This window comes from Streptomyces sp. XH2, from assembly GCF_049725035.1.
Taxonomy (GTDB): domain Bacteria; phylum Actinomycetota; class Actinomycetes; order Streptomycetales; family Streptomycetaceae; genus Streptomyces; species Streptomyces roseoverticillatus.
The window spans coordinates 328,325-351,583 of record NZ_JBMMMZ010000012.1 but is presented as its reverse complement, the minus strand read 5'-3'; the positions used below and the strand labels follow the sequence as shown (position 1 = coordinate 351,583).

Genomic DNA, 23,259 nt, shown 5'->3' with positions numbered 1-23,259 from the left:
AGATCCGGAAGTCGTGCGCGTAGACGAACACGGTCCGCCCGTGCACCGTGCCCCAGCCCGTGATCACACCATCGGTGTAGGGCTTCTTGCTCTCCAGGCCGAAGCCGGAGGCACGGTGCCGGCGGAGCGGCTCCACCTCCGAGAAGGACCCCTCGTCGAGGAGGAGGTCGATACGCTCCCGGGCCGTCAGCTTGCCCTTGGCCTTCTGGGCCTGGGTCGCTCGCTCGCTCGGACCACGCCGAACCTGCTCGCGAATGGCGTGCAGCTCGGCGACGCGCCCACGGACGTCACTCGCCTCTACGGGCGCACCTTCGAGATTGCTCATGCATAGACGGTACGTGGCGGGGCCGTCCGAAACTCATGTCGTTTCCATACAACGTCATGTGCCTTTTGGTGGGCAGGCGTCACAGAGGGCCGCAGCGGCCCGGAGCGGGGGTCCCCCCGATCGGGGGGTGCTCCTGTGGAGGTTCCACAAAACTCCCGCCCCTGACCCGTAGGCAAGTGAACTTGACGGGCGACGGGCCGGAAATGGCGTCACGCCCGGTCATGCCAGGGCTACGGAGCAGCGGTGCGGGGCGCAGGCGGTGCCGGGGGCGACGCGGAGCCGGAGACTGTCGCCTGTCGACAGGACGCGGACGGTGGCGTCGTGCGCGGTGACGCGGCGCACGGGGCGGTCCCAGGTGATCTCGACGGGGGCACCGGTGCGGGGCGGTTCGGCCATATGGAGGGTAGCGGTCCGGCCGTGGTCGCGGACGAGCACGGCGGCGGGGGCCGAGGAGGTGAGGGGACCGGCGGTGCCGGGGGCCCAGAAGGCGGCGGCGGTGAGGCCGAGGGAGGGCAGGTGTGCGGCCTGGCAGCCGGCGGTGTTGGCGAGGAGCCCGAGCCAGGTCTCGTCGGCGGCGCGGGCGGCCAGGGCACGGGGCCCCGCGCCGGGCATGAGGAGGTAGGCGTAGGCGGCGTCCTCGGGGTCGGTGCCGTGGGGGTGCCAGAGGGTGAGGTAGCGCCGCGTGAGGCGGTCGGGGGCACCGCCGGCGTTGATGTCGCGCCAGGAGCCGGTGCGGGACTCGCGCAGGGCGTGGAGCGGGGCGCTGCCGGCGGGGCACGCGGGGAAGACGTAGCCGCCGTGGCCTTCGAGGTGGATCCAGCGGGCGGCTTCGTAGCGGGCGCTCCAGCCGTCGGTGAGCGGCTGGGGGGCGCCGTCGACGAGGAGGGCGGGCGCCCCGTGCGCGCCGAGGTTGCGGTGGTCGACGGTGGTCACGACGGGGTGGCCGTCGCGCGCGGTGATCCCGGCGCCGAGGCAGACGACGGCGTCCGCGGTGCAGATCCACGTCTTTCTGGCCTCCAGGGTGGAGGAGAGCCCTTTGAGGTGCTGGCCGATCACGGCGTACTCGCCGTCGCTCACTCCGCCGACCCAGCGCACGGCGGGCCGGGGCTCGCCCCATGCGCCGCCCTCGTTGCCGGCGAGCGGCTTGGCGGAGGCGGTGGTGCCGGGCAGCCGGTAGGGGTCGGCGGTGGGCCAGAAGGCGTCGGTGTACGGGCCGCCGGCGCCGGCGCGCCACCAGTAGAGCATTCCGGCTCCGGTGTGCCAGCCGCGCGGGTTCTCGCCGTTGCCGTTCTCGTAGTGGGCGATGCGGTCGGAGGCCATGGCGATGCCGGCCGTCCAGCCGGGGCGGCGGTGCACGGCGCGGTCCATGGCGGGGAAGAGGCGGTGCTCCACGGGGGCGGGGGCGGGCGCCCCGTGCCCGGTGCAGGCGGTGGCGATCCGGGCGAGGTCGGCGATGGGGAGCGCGGGGTCGGTGAGCAGCGGGAGGGTGGTGTCGCGGGCGGCCCAGCCCTTGATCATCGCGTGCCAGCGGGTGCGTTCGGCCGGGGTCGCGCTGCCGGCGAGGAGGGCGACGGCGGCGATGAGGGCGTGGCCGCGCTGATGGTCGCTCTGCGGCGGCGTGCCCGGGTCCGCGGCCTGCAGGCCGCGGCTGACGGCGCGGCCGGAGACGCTGTCCATGACGAGCCCGTCGTGGATCAGCGGCGCGTACGCCTTCTCGACGCTGTCGTAGGCGGTCCGCCGGGCGGGGTCGGTGATCTCCCAGGGGGAGCCGTGGAGCAGGGCGAGGAGCCGGCCGAGCCCGTCGAGCAGCACCTGGCCGTAGGTGCCGGAGTAGGCGACGTGGGTGTGCTGGATGAAGGAGCCGTCGGCGTAGAGGCCGTCGCCGCTGGTGACGTGGGGGAAGACGGGCGAGAGGGCGTCGCGGGCGAGGGCGGTCTTGGCTGCGGAGGCGCCGAGGATGCCGCGGAGGGCGACGACGCGGCACAGGTCGACGCGGTTGGCGCCGGTGCTGGTGCCGGTGTAGTCGCCGAGCATCGTGTCGGGGACGAAGTGGTCGACGGCGGCGAGGTAGGCGGTGCGCCGTGCGGCGCCGGCCTCGTCGTGGAGGAGCACGAGGCTGTCGAGGAGGAGCCTGGGGCTGCCGATCTGCCACTCCCACCAGTTGCCGTAGCGGGTGGTGGCGGGGTGGTAGACGCGGGCGTGCACGTGGTCGAGGCCCGTGAGGGTGTCGGCGGCGAGGGCGGGGTCGCCGGTGAGCCCGGTGCCGGGCCGGGCCCAGGCCTGGGCCATGGTGTGCAGGCGCGCGTAGCTGCGGGTGATGCCGGAGGGCGGGTCGAAGGGGGCGTCCGGCCAGAGCGAGGCGGGGCCCGGGGCCATGCCGGCGCGGTGGGTGCGGGCGAGGTCTCCGGTGCGGCGCAGGGCGGTGGCGTAGGGCTCGGCGGCGGGGTCGAAGCCGGTGCCGAGCATGAGGCCGCGCCAGCGGGCGCGCAGGGCGGCGAACGCGTCGCCCTCGCCGGCGTCGTCGCTGCCGCCCCGGGGGACGGTGGTGAAGCCGAGGGAGCCGGCGACGGAGGCGGCGAGGAAACCTCTGCGGGTCCAGGCGGGCGGGCGGGGAGCGGCGGGACCGGACTGCACGGCGGGGCCTCCCCGGGGGCGCGGTGCGGGACGGTGCGGACGGTGCCGGAGGCACACGGTGGCACGGGGCGGGAAGGGGCGGCAATGGCGCACCGACCGTGTCGGCCGGGGTCGGCCGGAATTCACCCCTCCCTAGATGTTGAATGTTTAACGAGTTCGCGCTACGGTGTTTTCACGGTCAAGTTGAATCTTCAACGAATCTGAACGGCCGTCTTCGAACCCAGCCACAGGAGCACACCATGGGCCTCTTCAGCCGCAAGCAGAGCACCACCCCGGCCGCCGTCCCCGCCCCGCGCGCCGTCGACCCCGCGCTCGCCGCCCTCACCGGCGACTACACCATCGACCCCGCCCACAGCAGCATCGGTTTCACCGTCCGCCACGCCATGGTGACCAACGTCAAGGGCGCCTTCACCGAGCACGAGGGCACCCTGCGCCTCGACGGCAGCGACCCGTCCCGCTCCACCGCGGTCATCGACGTCCGCACCGCGAGCGTGGACACCGGCATGAAGGACCGCGACGCCCACCTGCGCGGCGGGGACTTCTTCGACGCCGAGGGCTTCCCGCTGATGAGCTTCCGCTCGACCGCCGCCGAGCAGCTCGGCGGTGACCGCTACCGCATCACCGGCGACCTCACCATCAAGGACGTCACCCGCCCGCTCTCCATCGACCTGGAGTTCAACGGCTCGGCCACCGACGTCTACGGCATGGAGCGCGTCGGCTTCGAGGGCGGCGCCGAGATCCTGCGCTCCGACTGGGGCCTGACCTGGAACGCCGCCCTGGAGGCCGGCGGGGTCATGGTCAGCGACAAGGTGAAGCTGACCTTCGACATCTCCGCGGTCAAGGCCGCGCCCCAGGCCTGAGGCCCCCGTGCGGTGTCAGTGGCCGAGGCGCAGGAGACGGCCGGCGATCTCCGCGCCCCGGTCCGCACCCGCGCTCAGCGCGATGTGGTTGTCGGGCCGCACGAGCACCAGGGCGTCCTCGCCCTCCCCGATCCCGTAGGCGCGCCGGGCATGCCCCTCGGGGTCGTCGACCAGGCACGTGCGCAGGCGGTCCGCGCACTTCTCCCCCGCCTCCGCCAGGGCCTGCGCGCTCCCCGGGCCGAAGCCCAGCAGTGTGAAGTGCGGCCCGGCGAAGACGTCGAAGAGCCGGCCGTTGCCGCAGGGCCCGTCGGGGGCCCGTTCGCCCGCGTTCGCCCCGCCCCATGCGAGCGAGCTCCAGCCGTAGCCCACGCCCAGCGTGGTGACGTCGTCTGTGATCACCGCCTCCGTGCCGACGCCCGCCCGCTTCACGCCCTCGGTCACCGCGCGCAGCCTCTCGTCGGTGAGGCCGAGCGTCCAGGCGGCGACGGGCAGCCGCTCCTCCTCGTAGGTGTCCAGCAGGCCGGGCGAGGCCAGGCCGCGCACCACGTACGCGAGTTTCCAGCCGAGGTTGAAGGCGTCCTGGATCCCGGTGTTCATGCCCAGCCCGCCCGCGATGGAGTGGACGTGCGCCGCGTCCCCGGCGAGGAGGACCCGCCCCGTGCGGAGGCGGTCGGCCATCCGGACGTTGATGCGGTAGGTGGAGAACCAGGTGGGGTCGGACAGCCGGATGCCCGCCTGCCGGGAGCAGCGGTCGACGAGCCGCTGGAACGACTCCAGGGTCGGCGCGAGGAACTGCCCGCCGGCGTCGCGCTCGGGCATGCCCTGCAGCTGCCAGTGGGCGCTGTCGCGGAAGGGGCAGAGCATGACCGCCGCGTCCTCGTCGAACCACTGGTGCCAGTAGGCGGGGTCGAGCCCCTCGGCGCGGACGTCGCCGATCACCATGCACTCCTCGGCGTCGGTGCGGCCCTCGAAGGTCACGCCGAGCGCCTTGCGCACGGGGCTGCGGCCGCCGTCGCAGCCCACGAGGTACGCGGCCTCGATGCGCCGCCCGTCGGCGAGCGTCGCGACGACGCCGTCCGCGCTCTGGGTGAACCCGGCCAGCTCGCTCCCGAACTCCGGCTCCACGCCGTGGCCGGCGAGCCTGCCCCGCAGGATCTCCTCGGTGCGCCACTGGGGGATGAGCAGCCCGCTGGCGTACGGGGTGTCCGGCGTCGGGGCGCGGTCCCCGAAGGTCACGGTGTCGGCGATCGCCACGCCGTCGCGGTACTTGCGCAGGGTGATGTGCTCGATGCCCGAAGCCGCGGCCTCCGCGCCCGCGCCGAGGTCGTCGAAGATCTCGCGGGTGCGCTGGTTGATGCCCTTGCCGCGGGAGGCGCGGTGGGGCTCCGGGGACTTGTCGATGATCCGTACGGCCGCTCCCGCGCGGGCGAGGGTGCAGGCGAGGGTGAGTCCGGTGGGGCCGGCGCCCACGATCAGGACGTCGGTTGCGGTCGTCGCTCCGGCGGTGGTGGTCGTCGTCATGCGCCCATGAAAGACCCCCCGGGCAGAAAATGCAACCGAGTAACAAAAGATTCTGAGTAACGCGGATTCTGGTAGGCTGGCCGCGTGACCGAGGAGACGACCGGGCTGCGGGAGCGCAAGAAGCAGCGCACGCGGCAGACGCTGTCCGAGACCGCCATCGCGCTCTTCCTGGAGCGCGGCTTCGACCGGGTGTCGGTGGCGGAGGTGGCGGCGGCCGCGGAGGTGTCGAAGCCGACGCTGTTCCGCTACTTCCCCGCCAAGGAGGACCTGGCCCTCCATCGCATCGCCGACCACCAGGGGGAGGCGGCGCGCGTCGTGCGCGGCCGGGCCCCGGGCGAGTCCCCCCTGGCCGCGCTCCGCGCCCACTTCCTCGCCCGGCTCGACGCCCGTGACCCCGTCACCGGCCTGTGCGACGTGCCCGCCGTGCTGGCCTTCCGGGACATGCTCTACTCGACCCCGAGCCTGGCGGCCCGCCTCATGCAGTACGCCGCCGAGGACGAACGGGCGCTGGGCGAAGCCCTGGCGGAGGCGGGCGCGAACGCGGTGACGGCGCGGCTGGCGGCGGCTCAGATCATCGTCGTCCACCACGTCCTCGCGCGGGACAACTGGGAGCGCCTGGCGTCCGGCCGCGGCACCACCGCCGTCCTGGACGCGGCCCGCGCCGACGCCGAGCTGGCGTTCGACCTGCTCGGCGCCGGGCTGGCGACTCAGGGCCTGTGACGCGCCCCCGGCCACGCTCCGGGGCGCGCACCCGGGCTCACTCCCGCGGCTCCACGCCCGCGCGCCGCAGCCCGTACGCGTAGGCGTCGTCGAGCGCCTGCCACGAGGCGGCGATCACGTTCTCGGCGACGCCGACCGTCGACCACTCGCCGCTCTCGTCGCTCGTGGAGACCAGGACCCGGGTGATGGACCCCGTGCCCCGGCTTCCCTCCAGGATGCGCACCTTGTAATCGGTCAGCTTGAGCGCGGCCAGCTGCGGGTAGATGCGCTCCAGCGCCACGCGCAGCGCCCGGTCGAGCGCGTCGACGGGGCCGTTGCCCTCGGCGGTGGCGACGATGCGCTCCCCCTTGGCCCACAGCTTCACGGTGGCCTCGTTGGCGTGCGTGCCGTCCGGCCGGTCCTCCGCGATCGCCCGCCAGGACTCGATCCGGTAGTAGCGCCGGGCGCGGCCCTCGGCCTCCTCGCGCAGCAGCAGTTCGAAGGAGGCGTCGGCCGCCTCGTAGGTGTAGCCCGCCAGCTCGCGCTCCTTGACGCGCTCCACGACGCGGCCGACCAGCTCGCGGTCGCCGCCGAGGTCGACCCCGAGCTCCTTGCCCTTGAGCTCGATGGAGGCGCGGCCGGCCATGTCGGAGACGAGCATGCGCATGGTGTTGCCGACCCGCTCCGGGTCGATGTGCTGGTACAGGTCCGGGTCGACCTTGATCGCGGAGGCGTGCAGCCCGGCCTTGTGCGCGAACGCCGAGACGCCCACGTAGGGCTGGTGCGTGGAGGGCGTGAGGTTGACGACCTCGGCGATGGCGTGCGAGATGCGCGTCATCTCGGCCAGCGCGCCGGGCGGCAGCACGCGGCGGTCGTACTTGAGCTCCAGGGCGGCCACGACGGGGAACAGGTTGGCGTTGCCGACGCGCTCGCCGTAGCCGTTGGCGGTGCACTGCACGTGCGTCGCGCCGGCGTCCACGGCGGCGAGGGTGTTGGCCACGGCGCAGCCGGTGTCGTCCTGCGCGTGGATGCCCAGGCGGGCGCCGGTCGCCTCGATGACCTCCCGCACCGTCGCCCCGACCTGCGCGGGCAGCATGCCGCCGTTGGTGTCGCACAGGACGACGACGTCGGCGCCCGCTTCGTACGCAGTGCGGACGACGTCGAGGGCGTAGGCCGGGTTCGCCCGGTGGCCGTCGAAGAAGTGCTCGCAGTCGACGAAGACGCGGCGGCCGTGCCCGCGCAGGTACGCGACGGTGTCGCGCACCATGGCGAGGTTCTCGTCGAGGGTGGTGCGCAGCGCCAGTTCGACGTGCCGGTCGTGGGACTTGGCGACCAGGGTGATCACCGGGGCGCCGGAGTCGAGCAGCGCGGCGACCTGCCGGTCGTCCTCGGCCCGCACGCCCGCCTTGCGCGTGGCGCCGAACGCGACGAGCTGCGCGTGGCGGAAGTCGACCTCCTCGCGGGCGCGCTGGAAGAACTCGGTGTCCCGGGGGTTGGCGCCCGGCCAGCCGCCCTCGATGAAGCCGACGCCGAAGTCGTCCAGGTGCCGGGCAATGGTCAGCTTGTCCGCGACGGTGAGGTTGATGCCCTCGCGCTGCGCGCCGTCGCGCAGCGTGGTGTCGAAGACGTGGAAGCGGTCGTCGACGCGGGTGCGTTCGTCGGGGCCGTCGGTTGCGTCCGTCATGCTGCTCTGACTCCTGTGAGGATGTCGGTCTACCGGAATTACCCGTTCCACCGTCCCCGGGCCTCCCCCGCCCTGCGTTCCCCGGCGCGGGTGGGCCGGAAAACGCAAAAACCTCTCGCGGGTGCGAGAGGTCTGCGCGCGGGTCTGGGACGACGGTGTCCGCTCCGTACGGGTGGTACGGGAGCGGTCACTGCGGACCGGCGCGCCTGCTGCCAATAATCATGGCGAACGGGAGCATAGGTGCATCTTGGCACACGCCGGTTCCGCCGTGCGGGCGGGTCTCAGGATGCGGGCACCTTGCCCGCGTCCGCCGGGGCGCCCTCGGGCGCGCCACCGACCCGCTTGAGGTCGATGTCCCGCGTCTCGCGCATCGACAGGTAGACGACCAGCGACACGGCGGCGCAGCCGGCCACGTACCAGTAGAAGCCCGACTCGATGCCGCCGTTCTTGAACCACAGGGCCACGTACTCGGCCGTGCCGCCGAAGAGCGCGTTGGCGATGGCGTACGGCAGGGCGACGCCCAGCGACCGGATGCCCGTCGGGAAGAGCTCGGCCTTCACGCACGCGTTGATGGAGGTGTAGCCGGTGACGACGACCAGGGCGAGCAGGGACAGGCCGAGGGCGGGCCAGAACGAGCCCGCGTGCTTGAGCATGGTCATGATCGGCACGGTGAGGAAGGTGGAGCCCACCGCGAAGGTGATCAGCAGGGGGCGGCGGCCGATGCGGTCCGAGAGGGCGCCCGCCAGGGGCTGCAGGCAGGCGAAGACCAGCAGGGCGCAGAAGCTCACCAGGGTCGCGGTCTGCTTCGGCAGGCCCGCGCTGTTGGACAGGTACTTCGTCAGGTAGGTGGTGTACGTGTAGTACGCGACGGTGCCGCCCATGGTGAGGGCGATGACGAGGAAGGCCTCGCGCTTGTGCCGCATGAGGGCCCGGATGGTGCCGCGCTCGGCGACGGCCCCGGCGCTCTCTCCCGTGCCCTCCTCCGTGGCCTCCGTGTACGCGTCCGTCTCCAGCATGTTGCGGCGGAGGTAGAAGATGACGGCGGCTCCGAGCGCGCCCACGACGAACGGGATGCGCCAGCCCCAGCTGTGCAGCTCGCCGCTGGAGAGGGTGTGCTGCAGCACGATCTGCAGCCCCAGGCCGAGGATCTGGCCCGCCGTCATCGACACGTACTGGAAGCTGGAGGCGAAGCCGCGGCGGCCCGGCGCGGACGCCTCCGTGAGGTACGTGGCGCTGGCCGCGTACTCGCCGCCGACCGACAGGCCCTGCAGCAGCCGGGCGACGAGGAGGACGGCGACGCCGCCGTAGCCGGCGACCGCGTAGGTCGGCGCGACGGCGATGAGCACGGCCGAGGCGGACATCAGGGTGACGGTCAGCGTGAGGGCCGCCTTGCGGCCCTTCCGGTCGCCGACCCGGCCGAGCAGCCATCCGCCCACCGGGCGCATGAAGAAGCCGACGGCGAAGATGCCGGCGGTGTTCATCAGCTTCGCGGTGTCATTGCCCGCGGGGAAGAAGGAGCCCGCGAAGTACGTCGCGAACGACGCGTAGACGAACCAGTCGAACCACTCGACCATGTTGCCGGCCGAACCGACCCAGATCTTCTTCCAGTGCTGTCCCATGGTGGATCACGGTGGCGGAACGGCACGGGGCGGACAAGGGTCCGGCCGGCAACGATCACGCGTACTTGCGTGCGTTGCGTTCACGGCGCGGCGCACTCGGGCGTCCCGCCCGGACGCACGTACGTGCCCCGCCCCGTACACACGTATGCCCGCATCCGTGGACGCGGGCATACGGACGTACGTACGTCAGCGCGGGCCTCAGCCCAGGGGGTGCATCCAGCCGTGGGTGTCCTCGGCGACGCCGGTCTGGATGTCGAGGAGCGCCTTGCGGAGCTTCATGGTGACCTCGCCCGGCTGCCCGTCGGCGACCGTCCAGCCGTCGCGCGCGGACTTCACGGTGCCGACCGGGGTGATGACGGCGGCGGTGCCGCAGGCGAAGACCTCGGTGAGGGTGCCGTCGGCGCAGCCGTTCTTCCACTCGTCCACGGAGATGCGGCCCTCGGCGACCTCGTAGCCGAGGTCGGCGGCGATCGTCATCAGGGAGGCGCGGGTGATGCCGGGGAGGAGGGAGCCGGTGAGCTCGGGGGTGACGATCTTCGGCTTCTGATCAGACGCGGCGCCGTACACGAAGTACAGGTTCATGCCGCCCATTTCCTCGATCCAGCGGCGCTCGATGGCGTCCAGCCAGACGACCTGGTCGCAGCCGTGCTCCATGGCCTGGGCCTGGGCGACGAGGGAGGCGGCGTAGTTGCCGCCGGCCTTGGCGGCGCCGGTGCCGCCGGGGCACGCGCGCACGTACTCCTCGCTCAGCCAGACCGAGACCGGCTTCACGCCGCCGGGGAAGTAGGCGCCGGCGGGCGAGGCGATGACCACGAACATGTACTCGTTGGCCGGGCGGACCCCGAGGCCGATCTCGGTCGCGAACATGAACGGGCGCAGGTAGAGCGAGGCCTCGCCGGAGCCGGGCACCCACGCCTTGTCCTGCTTCACCAGCGCGTCGCACGCCTCGATGAAGGTCTCGACGGGCAGTTCGGGCATGGCGAGCCGGCGCGCGGACGCCTGCAGGCGCTTGGCGTTCTCCTCGGGCCGGAAGATGGCGACGGAGCCGTCGGGCTGGCGGTAGGCCTTGGCGCCCTCGAAGATCGTCTGCGCGTAGTGCAGCGTCATGTTCGCCGGGTCGATCGACAGCGGCGCGTACGGAACGAGCTGGCCGTCGTGCCAGCCCCGGCCTTCCGTCCACTTGATCGTCACCATGTGGTCGGTGAAGTGGCGGCCGAAGCCGGGGTTGGCCAGGATCTGCTCCCGCTCCGCGTCCGACAGCGGGTGCGAAGAGGGCTTGAGCTCGATCGTGGGCGTCGTCATGAGTGCGTGTCCTTCACCGTTGTGTGTGGCGGACCGCGAGCTCGCCCCGTCCCTGACGGTGTCAGAGCATCCGAGCTTCCCCTCATGCCGCGGCCCCACGTTCGATTATCGCTCGTGGGGCCGTGGACGGAAAACGTGCGCGCGGCCCTGGATCGATGGTCGCATCCGGCCGCGCGCTGAGTCAGCGGCCGGGAGCTAGCCGGTTACTCGTAGGGCCAGTGCGTCGCCGGTCTCGTCCGTCGTGCGGGGCGCGGCCCCGTCCCGGGCCGCCAGGTCCTCGGCGACGGCCGTCTCGATGCGGGCGGCCTCGGCCTCGTAGCCGAGGTGGCGCAGGAGCATGGCCACGGAGAGCACCGTGGCGGTGGGGTCGGCCTTGCCCGTGCCCGCGATGTCGGGCGCGGAGCCGTGCACCGGCTCGAACATGGACGGGAAGGCCCCGTCCGGGTTGATGTTGCCCGAGGCGGCGAGGCCGATGCCGCCGGTGACGGCCGCGGCGAGGTCCGTGAGGATGTCACCGAAGAGGTTGTCGGTGACGATCACGTCGAACCGCTCGGGCTGCGTGACCATGAAGATGGTGGCCGCGTCCACGTGCAGGTAGTCCGTGGAGACCTCGGGGTACTCCCGGCCCACCCGGTCGAAGGTGCTCTTCCACAGCTGTCCGGCGTAGACGAGGACGTTGTTCTTGTGGACGAGCGTCAGCTTCTTGCGGGGGCGCGCCTGGGCCCGCTCGTAGGCGTCGCGCACCACGCGCTCCACGCCGAGGGCGGTGTTGACGCTGACCTCGGTGGCGACCTCGTTCGGGGTGCCGGTGCGCAGGGAGCCGCCGTTGCCGGTGTAGGGGCCTTCGGTGCCCTCCCGGACGACGACGAAGTCGATGTCCGGGCGCCCGGCGAGCGGGGTGGCCGTGTTCGGGAAGAGCTTCGAGGGCCGCAGGTTCACGTAGTGGTCGAAGGCGAACCGCAGCTTGAGCAGCAGGCCGCGCTCCAGCACGCCGGCGGGCACGGAGGGGTCGCCGATCGCCCCGAGGAGGATCGCGTCGTGGTGCTTGAGGGACGCGAGCTCGGCGTCGGGGAGGATCTCCCCGGTCGCGTGGTACCGCCGGGCGCCGAGGTCGTACTCCTCGGTCTCCAGCTTCACGTCGGACGGGAGGACCGCCGAGAGCACCTTGAGGCCCTGGGCCACGACTTCCCGGCCGATGCCGTCACCGGGGATCACTGCGAGGCGAATGCTGCGAGACATACCGGGACCGTACTCCCCCGTCCCGTTGGATGACACACCTTGTCCACGATACGGACAGATGGTGAAGCCGTCGGGTCACGTTCACCCAAAGTCCGCAACGGAGTTGCCGGTTCCTGGCACGTTGGTCGCCATGGACACACCACGCGTAGGCATCCCCGAGCAGCTCGCGGACCGCATGACGATGGCGGAGCAGCACGAGTACCTGCGGGCCCGGTTCGCCCGGCCGCTCACCCGGCGCGGAATGCTGCGCGCCGGGGCGGTGACGGCCGGGGCCGCCGCCGGCACGGGCCTCCTGGGCGGCACCGCGCACGCGTACGCCGGCCCGGCGCCCTCCCCGGGACCCTCGCCCGCGTCGTCCCCGGCGCTGCTCGCCCCCTCCGCCGCCGCGGCGGTCGACGGCAAGCACGTGGCGCCCTTCGGGCGGCACCTGGCCTTCGGCGCCGATCCGCGGACGCAGATGCGGATCTCCTGGCAGGTGCCGTTCGCGGTGAGACGGCCGTACGTCCGGGTGGGCCTCGCGCCGTGGGACCTCGGCCTCAAGCTGGAGGCCGAGGTGCGCACCCTGCACACACCGCCGCTGTCGAAGAAGCTCCCCGCCGTCGACCAGGTCTACCTGCACGCCGCCCTCGACAACCTGCGCCCCGGACGGACGTACTACTACGGCGTGGGGCACGACGGGTACGACCCCGCCGACCCGCGCCACTTCTCCGGCATCGGCACCTTCCGCACCGCGCCCGAGCGCCCGGAGAAGGGCGGCAAGGCCGAGAAGTTCACGTTCACGGCCTTCGGCGACCAGGGCGTCAGCTACCAGGCCCTCGCCAACGACCAGCTGATCCTCGGCCAGAACCCGGCGTTCCACCTGCACGCGGGCGACATCTGCTACGCCGACGACAGCGGCGCGGGCAAGCCCACCGACGTCTACGACGCGCGCGTGTGGGACCAGTTCCTCGCCCAGACCGAGTCCGTGGCGGCGTCCGTGCCGTGGATGGTCACCACCGGCAACCACGACATGGAGGCCTGGTACTCCCCCAACGGCTACGGCGGCCAGAGCGCCCGCTGGACCCTCCCCGGCAACGGCTTCGACCCCGGGCGCGCCCCGGGCGTCTACTCCTTCGTCTACGGCAACACCGGCGTCGTCGCCCTGGACGCCAACGACATCTCGTACGAGATCACCGCCAACACCGGCTACAGCGGCGGCGCGCAGACCGCGTGGCTCGACCGGCGGCTCGGCGAGCTGCGCCGCACCCGCGGGCTCGACTTCATCGTCGTCTTCTTCCACCACTGCGCGTTCTCCACGACGAAGGCGCACGCGTCGGACGGGGCGGTGCGGGAGGCGTGGCTGCCGCTCTTCGAGAAGCACGACGTCGATCTGGTCATCAACGGCCACAACCACATCTACGAGCGCACCGACGCGCTCCGCGGCACGCGCGTGGGGCGGAAGGTCCCCATCGGCGGCACCGCCGACTCCACGCGCGACGGCATCGTCTACGTGACCGCCGGCGGCGCGGGGAAGTCGCTGTACGACTTCCCCGCCCCGGACAGCTACGAGGGCCACGTGAAGGACCTGGAGAGCGTGGACAGCTACTTCTGGGAGAAGGGGCGCGTGAAGCACCCGGAGCAGGTGGAGTGGTCGCGGGTGCGCTACACCGGCTTCTCGTTCCTGGCGGTGGAGTCCGAGCCGGCCGCACGGGGCGGGCGCCCGCGGCTGCGGGTGACCGCTCTCGCGGAGAACGGCGCGCGCATCGACCGCTTCGACGTCGTCCGCCCCGCGCGGCGGGACTGAGGCGGGCCTCGCCCGTCGCTCAGTGACCGGTGACGCCGCCGTTGTCCCGGCGGTCCAGGGCCCGCTGGAGCGCGGCGGCGGCGTTCATGCGGTCGGTCTGGCGGTCGGTGCGGTCGGCCGTACGGGCGGTGCGGCGGGTCCTGCGGACGGCGGTTTCGGCCATGGGAGTCACGTCTCCTCTGCTGCGCCTGCGGGAAGGGGCACCGGCTGCGGGCCCCGGGGAGCGGTGGGAAGAGCGCCGGGGGAAGGGCGGGGGCCGCGGTGCCGCAGGGGTCGCCTGCGCTCGCGCACGGGGCCGCAACCGCTTGACGCTCGATGGAGCGCACGTTCGGCTTCTTCCACGCTAGGACAGCTGTACCGCGCTGTCTGCACAATTACTCGGGCTTCCTACTATCTGAGACGGCGCGGCAACGGGGCCCCCGGGGCTCGCACCGGTGATCGACGGAGCGGATGTTTGCGTCCCCCACCGATCCGCCTCCCGCCCCGTGCGGCGAGAGTAGGGCCCATGAGCACGCTGTACACGAGCGACGTCCTGCCCCGCATCGTCCCGGTGGTCGCCGGCGTCCTCGGGGCCTCCGGCCTGGCGGTGGCCTGTCTCCCCGCGCGCGTGGCGATGCGCAGGGAGCTGCGGCGCCGCTGGCTGGCGTGGGCGGTGGCGGCTCCCGTCTTCGTCGGCGCGCTCGCCCTGAGGGAGCTGGGGGCGTCGGTGCTGGCCTGGCTGCTGGGGCTGATCGCGGTCGCCGAATACGCGCGGCTGGTCCGCCTGGGGCGGGGCGAACGGGTGGTGCTGTCCCTCGGGGCGCTCCTCCTGCCACCGCTCGCCCTGATGGAGGCGGACGACCTCGCGCACCCCTTCGGCCCGCGGGCCCTCGCGCTGCTCACCGTCGCCGGCGTGCTGCCCGCGCTGCTGTCCGGTGACGCCGCACGGGGCGGCGAGCGCGCGGCCCGTACGGTCTTCGGGCTGCTGTGGATTCCCGTCGCGCTGACCGGACTTGTGGTATTGGAGGGCACTGCCCTCGCGGTCGGCGTGGCGGTCGCCTTCGGCGAGGTGGGCGCGTGGTGCGGCAGCACGCTCCTGCGCCGCCTCGGCGGCACCCTGGCCCGGCCTCTGTCGCCCCTGTCCCCCGGCAGGACCCGGGGCGGCGTCCTGGGCGCCGGCATGGGGGCCGCCGCGGGGCTGGAGGCGGCGGGCGCCTTCACGGTCACGCTGTGGTTCGCGGTCCTGGCCGGCGGCGTCCTCGGCGGCCTCCTCGTGTCCGCGATCGAGCGGGAGGCGGGCGCGAGGGCCGCCCGCGCGTGGCTGCCCGGCCTCGGCGGTCTGCTCGGCCCCACCGGCCCCCTTCTCCTCGCGCTGCCGGCGGCGATGACGGTGACCCTGTGACGACGACGCCCCCGCCCGGCTGGGGAGCCGGACGGGGGCGCGGGTCGGCTACGGGGCCGGATCAGCCCATGTGCGGGTAGCGGTAGTCGGTCGGCGCGACCAGGGTCTCCTTGATGGAGCGGGTCGAGATCCACCGCATCAGGTTGGAGGCCGCACCGGCCTTGTCGTTCGTGCCGGAGGCGCGGCCGCCGCCGAACGGCTGCTGGCCGACCACGGCACCGGTCGACTTGTCGTTGATGTAGAAGTTGCCGGCGGCGAAGCGCAGCTTGGCCATGGCGTCGGCGGCCGCGGCGCGGTCGTTCGCGATGACGGCGCCGGTCAGCGCGTACGCGGAGACGGACTCCATCTGCTCCAGCATCGCGTCGAAGTCGGCGTCCTCGTAGACGTGGACGGCGAGGATCGGGCCGAAGTACTCGGTCGTGAAGACCTCGTTCTCCGGGTCGGTGCACTCGATGACGGTCGGGCGGACGAAGTAGCCCACCGAGTCGTCGTACGTGCCGCCGGCGACGATCGTGCAGCTCGGGTCGGCCTTGGCGCGGTCGATCGCGGCCTTGTTCTTGGCGAAGGCGCGGTCGTCGATGACGGCGCCGATGAAGTGCGACAGGTCGGTGACGTCACCCATGGTGATGCCGTCGACCTCGGCCGCGAACTCCTCCTTGAAGCCGTCCTCCCAGATGGAGCGGGGGATGTAGGCGCGGGAGGAGGCGGAGCACTTCTGGCCCTGGAACTCGAAGGAGCCGCGGGTCAGGGCGGTCTTCAGGACCGCGCGGTCGGCGCTCGGGTGGGCGACGACGAAGTCCTTGCCGCCGGTCTCGCCGACCAGGCGCGGGTAGGAGCGGTACTTCTCGATGTTGTTGCCGACCGTCTTCCACAGGTACTGGAAGGTCTTGGTCGAGCCGGTGAAGTGGATGCCCGCCAGCTCGGGGTGGTTCAGGGCCACCTCGGAGACGGCGATGCCGTCGCCGGTCACCAGGTTGATAACGCCCTTGGGCAGACCGGCCTCCTCCAGGAGCTGCATGAGCAGCACGGCGGCGTGGGTCTGGGTGGGGGACGGCTTCCAGACGACCACGTTGCCCATGAGGGCGGGGGCGGTCGGCAGGTTGCCGGCGATGGCGGTGAAGTTGAAGGGCGTGATCGCGTAGACGAAGCCCTCGAGCGGGCGGTGGTCGCTGCGGTTCCACACGCCGGCGGAGTTGGCGACCGGCTGCTCGGCGAGGATCTGGCGCGCGAAGTGCACGTTGAAGCGCCAGAAGTCGACGAGCTCGCAGGGGGTGTCGATCTCGGCCTGCTGGGCGGTCTTGGACTGGCCGAGCATGGTGGAGGCGGCCAGCGTCTCGCGCCAGGGGCCGGCGAGCAGCTCGGCGGCGCGCAGGATGATCGCGGCGCGGTCGTCGAAGGACATCGCGCGCCAGGCCGGGGCGGCGGCGAGGGCGGCGTCGATCGCGTCCTGGGCGTCCTGCGTCGTGGCGTTGTTGAAGGTGCCGAGGACGGCGGCGTGGTTGTGCGGCTGGACGACCTTGAACGGCTCGCCGCCGCCCATGCGCTTCTCGCCGCCGATGGTCATCGGCAGGTCGATCGGGTTCGCCGCCAGCTCCTTGAGCTTGGCCTCCAGGCGGGCGCGCTCGGCGCTGCCGGGTGCGTAGCCGTGGACCGGCTCGTTGACCGGGGCGGGGACCTGGGTCACAGCGTCCATGGGTTCCGTGTCTCCTTCGGGGCTCTGCGGGGGGTGTGGGGGGGGCGGCTCAGCCCTTGGTGAGGATGGAGCGGGCGAAGAACAGCAGGTTGGCCGGCTTCTCGGCGAGGCGCCGCATGAAGTAGCCGTACCAGTCGGTGCCGTACGCCGTGTACACGCGCATCCGGTGGCCCTCGGCGGCCAGGCGGACGTGCTCCTCGCTGCGGATGCCGTACAGCATCTGGAACTCGTACTCGTCCGGCTTGCGGCCCGCCTGCCGGGCGAGCTCCTGTGTGATGGCGATCAGACGCGGGTCGTGCGAGCCGATCATCGGGTAGCCCTCACCCGCCATGAGGATCCTGACGATGCGGACGAACGCCTTGTCGATCTCTGCCTTGTCCTGGTATGCGACGGAGGCGGGCTCCTTGTACGCACCCTTCACGATACGCACACGGCTGCCGGCGGCGGCCAGGCGGCGGGCGTCGTCCTCGGTGCGGAAGAGGTACGCCTGGATGACGCAGCCGGTCTGCGGGAAGTCCTTCCGCAGCTCCTCGTGGATGGCGAACATCGAGTCGAGGGTCGTGTGGTCCTCCGCGTCCAGCGTAACCGTGGTGCCGATGGCGGCGGCGGCCTCGACGACGGGGCGGACGTTGGCGAGGGCGAGCTCGTGGCCGCCCTCCAGCGCCTGGCCGAACATGGAGAGCTTGACGGACATCTCGGCGCGCTCGCCCAGGCCGAGCTCTTCGAGGCGGCCGATGAGCTCCAGGTAGGCGTCGCGGGCGGCGTGGGACTGCTCGACGGTGGTGATGTCCTCGCCGACCACGTCGAGGGTGACCTCCAGCCCCTTGGCGGCGGCGTCCTTCACGATCGGAATGACCTGGTCGACGGTCTCCCCCGCGATGAAGCGGTCGACGACCTGCTTGGTGCCCGGGGCGGCCGATACGAAACGACGCATTTTGTCGCTGCGCGAGGCAGCGAGGATCACGGGACCCAGCACGGGGCACCTCCACGATGACGGTCGTCCCCACGCGGGGAAACGGCATAAGTAACTCATCGTGAAAACTAGAGATCACCTCGATCGTGAGCCATCGACAGCTGTCACGCATCCGTGGCCCGGATCTCAGACACATGTATGACAATGGTGACCTGCACATAGAACCTTGGGTCGATTTCGGGACAATTTGCGAACCCAAAGTGTCCGAAGGCCGCGTCCGGCGTGGACCGGGCGGGCCCGCACGGAGCGGGGGAAGGAGCGTGGCGGGGCCATGCGCGGTGACTATCAGCACCTCGTCGACGAGATATCGGCGGCGCTCGGCGCCCCGGCGACGCTGGAGGACCGGGACTTCGTCCTGATCGCGTTCGGCGCGCACGGCGGGGACGACGACCTCGACGCGGTGATGGACCCGGTGCGGACCCGCTCGATCCTGCAGCGCCGGTCGACGGCGGCCGTCCGGGCGTGGTTCGAGGCGTTCGGCATCGCGCGGGCGCAGTCGCCGCTGCGGATCCCGCCGGACCCGGCGGCGGGGGTCTTCAAGGGCCGCATCTGCCTGCCCGTGCGCCATCGCGGCGTGGTGCACGGCTACGTGTGGCTGCTGGACGACGAGCAGCTGGCGGGCCTGGACCTGAGCGTCCCGTACGCGGATCCGCGGCTGGCCCAGGCCATGGAGACGGCGGCCCGGATCGGTGAGCTGCTGGCCGCCGAGGCGCGGGCCGGCGCGGAGCTGGGCGAGCTGCTGCGGGAGGTCCTCGCGGGGCGGCCCGCCGGGCGCGACGCCGCGGCCGCCGCGCTGCGGGAGGCGATGGGCCAGGCGGCGGACGGGCCCCTGGGGCTGGTCGCGGTGGCGCCGTGGGCGCTGGGCGACGGCGAGCACGGGGAGGGCGATCCGGGCGCGCCCGACGGGGTCGGTTCGGCGCTGGCGGGGCAGTCGGGGGTGGCCGCGCTGTGCGCCGTTCCGGACCCCCTTCCGGAGGGGCCGGCGGCGCTGGCCGCGCTGGTCCGGCTGCGGACGACGACGGCGATCGCCCCGGCCCGTACGGCGGCGGAGCGGCTGCTGCGCTCCCCGCGCGCGGGGGCGGGCGCGGGGGGCGGCACGGCCGGGCTGGCCGCCCCGCGCCGCGGCCTCGGGGAGCTGCCGGAGGCCTGGCGCGAGGCGCTGGCGGCGGCCCGGGCCGCGGCGGCGGAGCCGCGCCTGGGGCCGGTGGCGGAGTGGGGGGACATCGGCCCGTACCGCGTGCTGGCCGCCTTGCCGGCCGGGGCCGCGGCGGACACCTCCGTGCGCCCCCTGCTGGCGCCGGCCCACGCGGAACTGGCCCGGACGGCGGAGGTGTTCCTCGACTGCGCGGGCCAGGCGGGCCGCACGGCCGCCGCCCTGGGCATCCACCGGCAGACGCTGTACTACCGCCTGGCGCGCGTGGAGCAGCTCACCGGCCTCGACCTGGACGAGGGCGAGGGCCGGCTGCTGCTCCACATGGCCCTGAAGGCGGCCCGTCTGTGACGGCCCGGGAGGCGGCCCGCCCGCGGCGGCGGTCCCGGCCCCGTGCCCTCCTCGCCCGCTAGTCCTCCTCCACGGTGATGGCCTGCACGGGGCAGGCCCGGGCGGCGTCCTTGACGAGCGGGTCACCCCCGCCGTCCTCGCGGCCCGTGCGGACGAGGCCGAAGCCGTCGTCGTCCTGGTCGAAGACGCTCGGTGCGGTCAGGACGCACTGACCCGCCCCGATGCAGACGCCGGAGTCGATGGAGACGCGAAGAGAGCTCATGGCGGATTCCGTTTCGACGGGCTCACCAGGCGACCGGGAGAGCGAAGAGTCCTTGCAGGGTGTCACCGGGCTTCACGGACACCTCGTCGGGAGCAACGGCGAGGTGCAGGTCCGGGATACGGGTGAAGAGCATGCCGAGGGCGATCTCCATCTCGGCGCGGGCGAGGTTCTGCCCCAGGCACTGGTGGACGCCGTAGCCGAACGCGACGTGGTGGCGGGCCGAGCGGCTGACGTCGAGGGCGTCGGGTCCGGGGTAGGTGGCGGCGTCGCGGTTGACGAGCGAGGTGCTGATCATGATGCCGTCGCCCGCGTGCATCGTGTGCCCGGCGATCTCGATGTCCTCCGTGGCGACCCGCACGAGGCCGTCGGCGATGGAGAGGAAGCGCAGCAGCTCCTCCACCGCGGCCGGCATGAGGCCGGGGTCGGTGCGCAGGGCGGCGAGCTGCTCGGGGTGTTCGAGGAGCGTGTAGACGCCGAGCGAGATCATGTTGGACGTGGTCTCGTGGCCGGCGATGAGCAGCAGCAGCGCCATCATGACGAGTTCGTCGCGGTCGACCTGGCCGTCGCCGAGGCGGTCCGCGATGAGCTCGTCCAGCAGCCCCTCGCCGGGCTCGGCCTCCTTGCGGGCGACGAGACGGTGGAGGTAGTCGCGCAGGTCGTCGCGCGCGGCGACGGCCTCCGCGGAGGTCGGTGCGCTCAGCAGCCGCCGCGAGCACCCCTCGAAGTAGTCGTGGTCGGCGTAGGGGACGCCCAGCAGGCTGCAGATCACCATGGACGGCACGGGCAGGGAGTACGCGGAGACGAGTTCGGCGCTGTTGCCCTTGGCGAGCATGGTGTCGATGAGGCCGTCGACGATCAGCTGGATGCGGGGCCGGAGGGCGTTGGCGTGCTTGACGGTGAAGCGCGGGATCAGCATGCGGCGCTGGCGGGCGTGTTCGGGGTCGTCCACGCCGAGCAGGGGGACCACCACGGAGGCCTGGTCCTCGGCGCGCGGGGCGAAGACGGGAAAGGCCGGATTCCGGCGGTCGGACGAGACGCGGGGGTCCGTGAGCAGGGAGCGGGCCTCGGTGTGGCCCGTCACGAGCCACACCACGCGTCCGTCGTACAGCGTGACGTGCGTCAGCGGGCCGCGGGCGGCCAGGTCCTGGTAGCCCGCGGGCGGCTGGTAGGGGCAGGTGCGGTCGCTGGGGAAGGAGGGAGCCGAGGTACTGGTGGACTGGGTCCCGGTGTCGGTCATATGTGTCCTTCCAGGCGTTCGGACTGTTGTCCTCTACATCCGGTTCACCCAGTCCAAGCCCGTTTCACCCTGCGGGCTACGAGCATTCCGGCCATATTCCGCACAACGCACGACACCCGCCGCAACCGGTCCGCGGCCGCCCCTTTGCCGCGCCCCCTTCCTCCCCCGGCTCACCCCTCGCGGAACACGTCCAGCAGGCGAGTGAAGCTGTCACCCCCGTAACCGCGCTCCATGCCGCGCCGGAAGACCTCCAGGACCGCGGCGGGCAGGGTGGTGCCGACCCCCGAGCCCTCGGCCGTGTGGAGGACGTGGTCGACGCTCGCGACGCCCATGGCGAGCTTGTCGACGTCGCCCTCGTGGTTGCCGGCGTCGATGCGCGGCGCGTAGAACGCGAGGAAGTTCGGCAGCGAGGCCATGGTGGACTGCGCGTACGGCAGGAACTCCTGCGCCGTGATGCCGTTCGCCGCGGTGACGGCGGTGGCGTGGAGGTAACTGAGCATCGCGGTCCAGAACATGTCCATCTGGATCTGGTAGTAGAGCGCGGCCAGACCGGGGTCGGTGCCGCGGTAGTCGGCGCCGGTGAGCACCTTCAGCGCGGCCTCGTGGGCCTCGAAGACCTCCTTGGGGCCGCTGTAGAAGGTGGACGACTCGGGGGAGCCGATCCCGGAGGGCGGCGTCTGCACCCCACCGGTGAGGTGCTCGGCCCCGTGCCCGGCGGCCCAGGCGGCGGCCTCGCGCGCCCGCTCCGGGGTGTCCGAGCTCAGGTTCACCAGGACCCGGCCGCGCAGGGCGCCCGCGGCGGGCTCCAGGATCGCGTACACCGCGTCGTAGTCGGTCAGGCTCAGGATCACCAGCTCGTTCGCGGCCAGCGCCTCCTCGGCGGTCTCCGCGCGGTGCGCGCCCCGCGCGACGAGGGCGGCGGCCCTGGCCGCGGTGCGGTTCCAGACCGTCACCTCGTAGCCGGCGTCGAGGTACGCCCCCGCCATGGCCTGCCCCATGGGGCCGAGGCCGATGACGGTCACTGCTGCCTTGTTCGCGGAAACCATGAATCCACACCCCTCTAGAACGAACGCTCTATCTAGCGATGACCACAACGTAGCACGCTTCTAGAACGAACGCTCTACCTATATTCTCGGGAAGGTGAAGACGACCTCGGAGCAGCACGACGGACCGGCCGCGGGCCCGGGCGGAAGCCTCGGCACGCGCGAGCGGATCGTCCGCGCCACCGCACGACTGATGCAGCGTCAGGGTTACGAGGGGACGGGGATCAAGCAGATCTCCAAGGAGGCGGAGGCGACGCTCGGGTCGGTCTACCACTTCTTCCCGAGCGGCAAGCAGGAGCTGGCCACCGAGGCGATCCGGCACGGCGACCGGGAGTTCGCCGAGATGCTGGGCCGGGCGCTGGAGGGCCGGCCGGACCCGGCCGAGGCGGTGCTCGCCGTCGCGCAGGACGTCGCCGCCGAACTCCGCGCTTCCGACTGGCTGGACGGCTGTCCCGTCACGGCCACGTCCCTGGGGACCGCCGCCCACGCCCCCGACATCCAGCGGGCGGCGGCGGAGGCGTTCGAGCGCTGGCGGGGCCTCGTGCGCGACAAGCTCCTCGCCTGCGGCTTCGGCGCGCAGGACGCCCGGGAGCTCGCGCACACGGTGATCAACACGCTGGAGGGCGCCGAGCTCACGGCCCAGGTCGCCCGGGACGAGGAGCCCCTGCTGATCGCGGGGCGCCATCTGGCGCGCCTGATCGACTCCTACCGCTGAGCCCGGCGCGGGGCGGGCCCGGCGGCACGCTCCGTCAGCGGCCCGCCTCCCCGGGCGCGTTCAGCACGGTGCCCGCGAGCGCGCGCCGGGCACCCTCGACGATCTCCTTGCCGGTGGGCGCCGCCGCGGGGTCGATGAGCCACTGCGTCAGCAGCCCTATGAACAGGGCGTGGTAGAAGGCGCCCACCGTACGGGTCGCCTCCGGACCGACCTCGCTGTCGTCGACGCCCTCGAAGAGCGCCACCATGCCCTCGCGCCCACCGGGCTGCACCGCGGCGAACTTCTCCCTGAGCTCGGGGTTCTTCACCAGCTGGCCGATGATCTCCAGCTGCGCCGACCAGAACGCGCGGTCGTTCGCGAAGCCCGCGGTCACCCGGTCCAGCGTGGCGGCGAGGCGCTCCTCGCGCGGAGCGTCCGGATCCACGGCGGAGGCGATGACGGGCGCCGCCCCGTCGGCCCAGTCCACGGTCAGCTGGATGAACGCCTCCATCATCAGCGCTTCCTTCGAACCGTAGTGGTAGCCGATGGAGGCGAGGTTGGCCCCCGAGGCGGCCACGATGTCGCGCGCCGTGGTGCGCGTCCAGCCCTTGTCGAGCAGGCAGCGCTTGGCGCCTTCGAGCAGATCTTCGCGATGTCCCATGACGGCAGCGTAGCCCGCAGCCATACGCATGTCCTAGACGGGCGTCTCATACACACGTCCCACAAAAATGCACCACGTTCGCCCTCGCGACCGCCCTCGCGACCGCCCTACATCACCTTTCATACGAGCGTTCTATACGGTCGTCATA

Annotated in this window: 20 protein-coding genes; 6 read left to right on the top strand and 14 right to left on the bottom strand. The window is 72.6% G+C overall.

Translation table 11 applies throughout. The features are described from left to right. Nucleotides 1-325 (bottom strand): carboxyl transferase domain-containing protein (locus tag ACOTKD_RS25480; RefSeq protein WP_424891335.1); only part of this gene is annotated, 325 nt, incomplete at its 3' end. A 219-nt stretch (nucleotides 326-544) separates the two neighbouring features. Then, on the bottom strand, nucleotides 545-2,959 hold the full coding sequence (locus tag ACOTKD_RS25475; RefSeq protein ID WP_424891334.1) for a polysaccharide lyase family 8 super-sandwich domain-containing protein: 2,415 nt from the start codon (nucleotides 2,957-2,959) through the stop codon (nucleotides 545-547). A 239-nt stretch (nucleotides 2,960-3,198) separates the two neighbouring features. Between ACOTKD_RS25475 and ACOTKD_RS25470 the strand changes: the two genes are divergently transcribed. Then, nucleotides 3,199-3,819 (top strand): YceI family protein, encoded by a 621-nt coding sequence (locus tag ACOTKD_RS25470; RefSeq protein ID WP_424891333.1) that lies wholly within the window; start codon nucleotides 3,199-3,201, stop codon nucleotides 3,817-3,819. Between the two features lie 15 nt (nucleotides 3,820-3,834). On the opposite strand, the gene ACOTKD_RS25465 is transcribed toward ACOTKD_RS25470, so the two are convergent. Further along, nucleotides 3,835-5,340, bottom strand: a complete 1,506-nt coding sequence (locus tag ACOTKD_RS25465) for an FAD-dependent monooxygenase (protein WP_424891332.1) — start codon at nucleotides 5,338-5,340, stop codon at nucleotides 3,835-3,837. A gap of 84 nt (nucleotides 5,341-5,424) precedes the next feature. Here ACOTKD_RS25465 and ACOTKD_RS25460 point away from each other — a divergent pair, with 84 nt between their 5' ends. After that, the gene (locus ACOTKD_RS25460) at nucleotides 5,425-6,060 is read left to right on the top strand and encodes a TetR/AcrR family transcriptional regulator (protein ID WP_424891331.1); all 636 of its coding nucleotides are present in this window, start codon (nucleotides 5,425-5,427) and stop codon (nucleotides 6,058-6,060) included. A 37-nt stretch (nucleotides 6,061-6,097) separates the two neighbouring features. Here the strand turns inward: ACOTKD_RS25460 and cimA are convergent, their stop codons facing one another. The 4 genes from cimA to ACOTKD_RS25440 form a co-directional block, all read right to left on the bottom strand. Beyond that, on the bottom strand, nucleotides 6,098-7,723 hold the full coding sequence (cimA, locus tag ACOTKD_RS25455; RefSeq protein ID WP_424891330.1) for a citramalate synthase: 1,626 nt from the start codon (nucleotides 7,721-7,723) through the stop codon (nucleotides 6,098-6,100). A 281-nt stretch (nucleotides 7,724-8,004) separates the two neighbouring features. Next, the gene (locus tag ACOTKD_RS25450) at nucleotides 8,005-9,342 is read right to left on the bottom strand and encodes an MFS transporter (RefSeq protein ID WP_424891329.1); all 1,338 of its coding nucleotides are present in this window, start codon (nucleotides 9,340-9,342) and stop codon (nucleotides 8,005-8,007) included. 198 nt (nucleotides 9,343-9,540) lie between these two features. Next, on the bottom strand, nucleotides 9,541-10,644 hold the full coding sequence (locus tag ACOTKD_RS25445) for a branched-chain amino acid aminotransferase (RefSeq protein ID WP_424891328.1): 1,104 nt from the start codon (nucleotides 10,642-10,644) through the stop codon (nucleotides 9,541-9,543). Between the two features lie 195 nt (nucleotides 10,645-10,839). After that, nucleotides 10,840-11,883 carry a 3-isopropylmalate dehydrogenase gene (locus ACOTKD_RS25440; protein ID WP_424891327.1) on the bottom strand — a complete coding sequence of 348 codons (1,044 nt, stop codon included), beginning with the start codon at nucleotides 11,881-11,883 and terminating at the stop codon, nucleotides 10,840-10,842. A gap of 130 nt (nucleotides 11,884-12,013) precedes the next feature. Here ACOTKD_RS25440 and ACOTKD_RS25435 point away from each other — a divergent pair, with 130 nt between their 5' ends. Next, entirely contained in the window at nucleotides 12,014-13,666 is a 1,653-nt protein-coding gene (locus tag ACOTKD_RS25435; RefSeq protein WP_424891326.1) for a purple acid phosphatase family protein, read from the top strand. Nucleotides 13,667-13,685: 19 nt separating this feature from the next. Here the strand turns inward: ACOTKD_RS25435 and ACOTKD_RS25430 are convergent, their stop codons facing one another. After that, nucleotides 13,686-13,829, bottom strand: coding sequence for a hypothetical protein (locus ACOTKD_RS25430; RefSeq protein ID WP_424891325.1), 144 nt, complete (start codon nucleotides 13,827-13,829; stop codon nucleotides 13,686-13,688). A gap of 342 nt (nucleotides 13,830-14,171) precedes the next feature. Here ACOTKD_RS25430 and ACOTKD_RS25425 point away from each other — a divergent pair, with 342 nt between their 5' ends. Then, nucleotides 14,172-15,047: a phosphatidate cytidylyltransferase gene (locus ACOTKD_RS25425; protein WP_424891324.1), complete on the top strand. Its 876-nt coding sequence runs from the start codon at nucleotides 14,172-14,174 to the stop codon at nucleotides 15,045-15,047. A gap of 61 nt (nucleotides 15,048-15,108) precedes the next feature. On the opposite strand, the gene pruA is transcribed toward ACOTKD_RS25425, so the two are convergent. Continuing rightward, nucleotides 15,109-16,740 carry an L-glutamate gamma-semialdehyde dehydrogenase gene (gene pruA, locus ACOTKD_RS25420; protein ID WP_106680058.1) on the bottom strand — a complete coding sequence of 544 codons (1,632 nt, stop codon included), beginning with the start codon at nucleotides 16,738-16,740 and terminating at the stop codon, nucleotides 15,109-15,111. 49 nt (nucleotides 16,741-16,789) lie between these two features. Beyond that, the gene (locus tag ACOTKD_RS25415; RefSeq protein WP_424891323.1) at nucleotides 16,790-17,716 is read right to left on the bottom strand and encodes a proline dehydrogenase family protein; all 927 of its coding nucleotides are present in this window, start codon (nucleotides 17,714-17,716) and stop codon (nucleotides 16,790-16,792) included. Between the two features lie 268 nt (nucleotides 17,717-17,984). On the opposite strand from ACOTKD_RS25415, the gene ACOTKD_RS25410 reads away from it, so the two are divergent. After that, nucleotides 17,985-19,214, top strand: coding sequence for a PucR family transcriptional regulator (locus ACOTKD_RS25410; protein ID WP_424891322.1), 1,230 nt, complete (start codon nucleotides 17,985-17,987; stop codon nucleotides 19,212-19,214). 58 nt (nucleotides 19,215-19,272) lie between these two features. On the opposite strand, the gene ACOTKD_RS25405 is transcribed toward ACOTKD_RS25410, so the two are convergent. The 3 genes from ACOTKD_RS25405 to ACOTKD_RS25395 all read right to left on the bottom strand — a co-directional run bounded on the left by ACOTKD_RS25405 (nucleotide 19,273) and on the right by ACOTKD_RS25395 (nucleotide 21,759). Beyond that, on the bottom strand, nucleotides 19,273-19,476 hold the full coding sequence (locus tag ACOTKD_RS25405; RefSeq protein ID WP_424891321.1) for a ferredoxin: 204 nt from the start codon (nucleotides 19,474-19,476) through the stop codon (nucleotides 19,273-19,275). A 22-nt stretch (nucleotides 19,477-19,498) separates the two neighbouring features. Beyond that, nucleotides 19,499-20,713 carry a cytochrome P450 gene (locus tag ACOTKD_RS25400; RefSeq protein ID WP_424891320.1) on the bottom strand — a complete coding sequence of 405 codons (1,215 nt, stop codon included), beginning with the start codon at nucleotides 20,711-20,713 and terminating at the stop codon, nucleotides 19,499-19,501. Nucleotides 20,714-20,883: 170 nt separating this feature from the next. After that, a complete protein-coding gene (locus ACOTKD_RS25395) occupies nucleotides 20,884-21,759 on the bottom strand; it encodes an NAD(P)-dependent oxidoreductase (protein ID WP_424891319.1) in 876 nt (291 codons plus the stop codon). 94 nt (nucleotides 21,760-21,853) lie between these two features. Between ACOTKD_RS25395 and ACOTKD_RS25390 the strand changes: the two genes are divergently transcribed. Beyond that, on the top strand, nucleotides 21,854-22,471 hold the full coding sequence (locus ACOTKD_RS25390; protein ID WP_424891318.1) for a TetR/AcrR family transcriptional regulator: 618 nt from the start codon (nucleotides 21,854-21,856) through the stop codon (nucleotides 22,469-22,471). A gap of 34 nt (nucleotides 22,472-22,505) precedes the next feature. Here ACOTKD_RS25390 and ACOTKD_RS25385 read toward each other — a convergent pair whose 3' ends face one another. Next, nucleotides 22,506-23,111 (bottom strand): TetR/AcrR family transcriptional regulator, encoded by a 606-nt coding sequence (locus ACOTKD_RS25385; RefSeq protein WP_424891317.1) that lies wholly within the window; start codon nucleotides 23,109-23,111, stop codon nucleotides 22,506-22,508. Between the last annotated feature and the right edge of the window lie 148 nt (nucleotides 23,112-23,259).

What these genes read in the sequence shown, in the direction of transcription:
- ACOTKD_RS25470 (WP_424891333.1), top strand. Translation starts at nt 3,199, where the DNA reads ATGGGCCTCTTCAGCCGCAAGCAGAGCACCACCCCGGCCGCCGTCCCC.
- ACOTKD_RS25435 (WP_424891326.1), top strand. Translation starts at nt 12,014, where the DNA reads ATGGACACACCACGCGTAGGCATCCCCGAGCAGCTCGCGGACCGCATG.
- ACOTKD_RS25405 (WP_424891321.1), bottom strand. Translation starts at nt 19,476, where the DNA reads ATGAGCTCTCTTCGCGTCTCCATCGACTCCGGCGTCTGCATCGGGGCG.
- ACOTKD_RS25445 (WP_424891328.1), bottom strand. Translation starts at nt 10,644, where the DNA reads ATGACGACGCCCACGATCGAGCTCAAGCCCTCTTCGCACCCGCTGTCG.
- ACOTKD_RS25400 (WP_424891320.1), bottom strand. Translation starts at nt 20,713, where the DNA reads ATGACCGACACCGGGACCCAGTCCACCAGTACCTCGGCTCCCTCCTTC.
- ACOTKD_RS25385 (WP_424891317.1), bottom strand. Translation starts at nt 23,111, where the DNA reads ATGGGACATCGCGAAGATCTGCTCGAAGGCGCCAAGCGCTGCCTGCTC.
- ACOTKD_RS25440 (WP_424891327.1), bottom strand. Translation starts at nt 11,883, where the DNA reads ATGTCTCGCAGCATTCGCCTCGCAGTGATCCCCGGTGACGGCATCGGC.
- cimA (WP_424891330.1), bottom strand. Translation starts at nt 7,723, where the DNA reads ATGACGGACGCAACCGACGGCCCCGACGAACGCACCCGCGTCGACGAC.
- ACOTKD_RS25430 (WP_424891325.1), bottom strand. Translation starts at nt 13,829, where the DNA reads ATGGCCGAAACCGCCGTCCGCAGGACCCGCCGCACCGCCCGTACGGCC.
- ACOTKD_RS25450 (WP_424891329.1), bottom strand. Translation starts at nt 9,342, where the DNA reads ATGGGACAGCACTGGAAGAAGATCTGGGTCGGTTCGGCCGGCAACATG.
- ACOTKD_RS25395 (WP_424891319.1), bottom strand. Translation starts at nt 21,759, where the DNA reads ATGGTTTCCGCGAACAAGGCAGCAGTGACCGTCATCGGCCTCGGCCCC.
- ACOTKD_RS25465 (WP_424891332.1), bottom strand. Translation starts at nt 5,340, where the DNA reads ATGACGACGACCACCACCGCCGGAGCGACGACCGCAACCGACGTCCTG.
- ACOTKD_RS25410 (WP_424891322.1), top strand. Translation starts at nt 17,985, where the DNA reads ATGCGCGGTGACTATCAGCACCTCGTCGACGAGATATCGGCGGCGCTC.
- ACOTKD_RS25425 (WP_424891324.1), top strand. Translation starts at nt 14,172, where the DNA reads ATGAGCACGCTGTACACGAGCGACGTCCTGCCCCGCATCGTCCCGGTG.
- pruA (WP_106680058.1), bottom strand. Translation starts at nt 16,740, where the DNA reads ATGGACGCTGTGACCCAGGTCCCCGCCCCGGTCAACGAGCCGGTCCAC.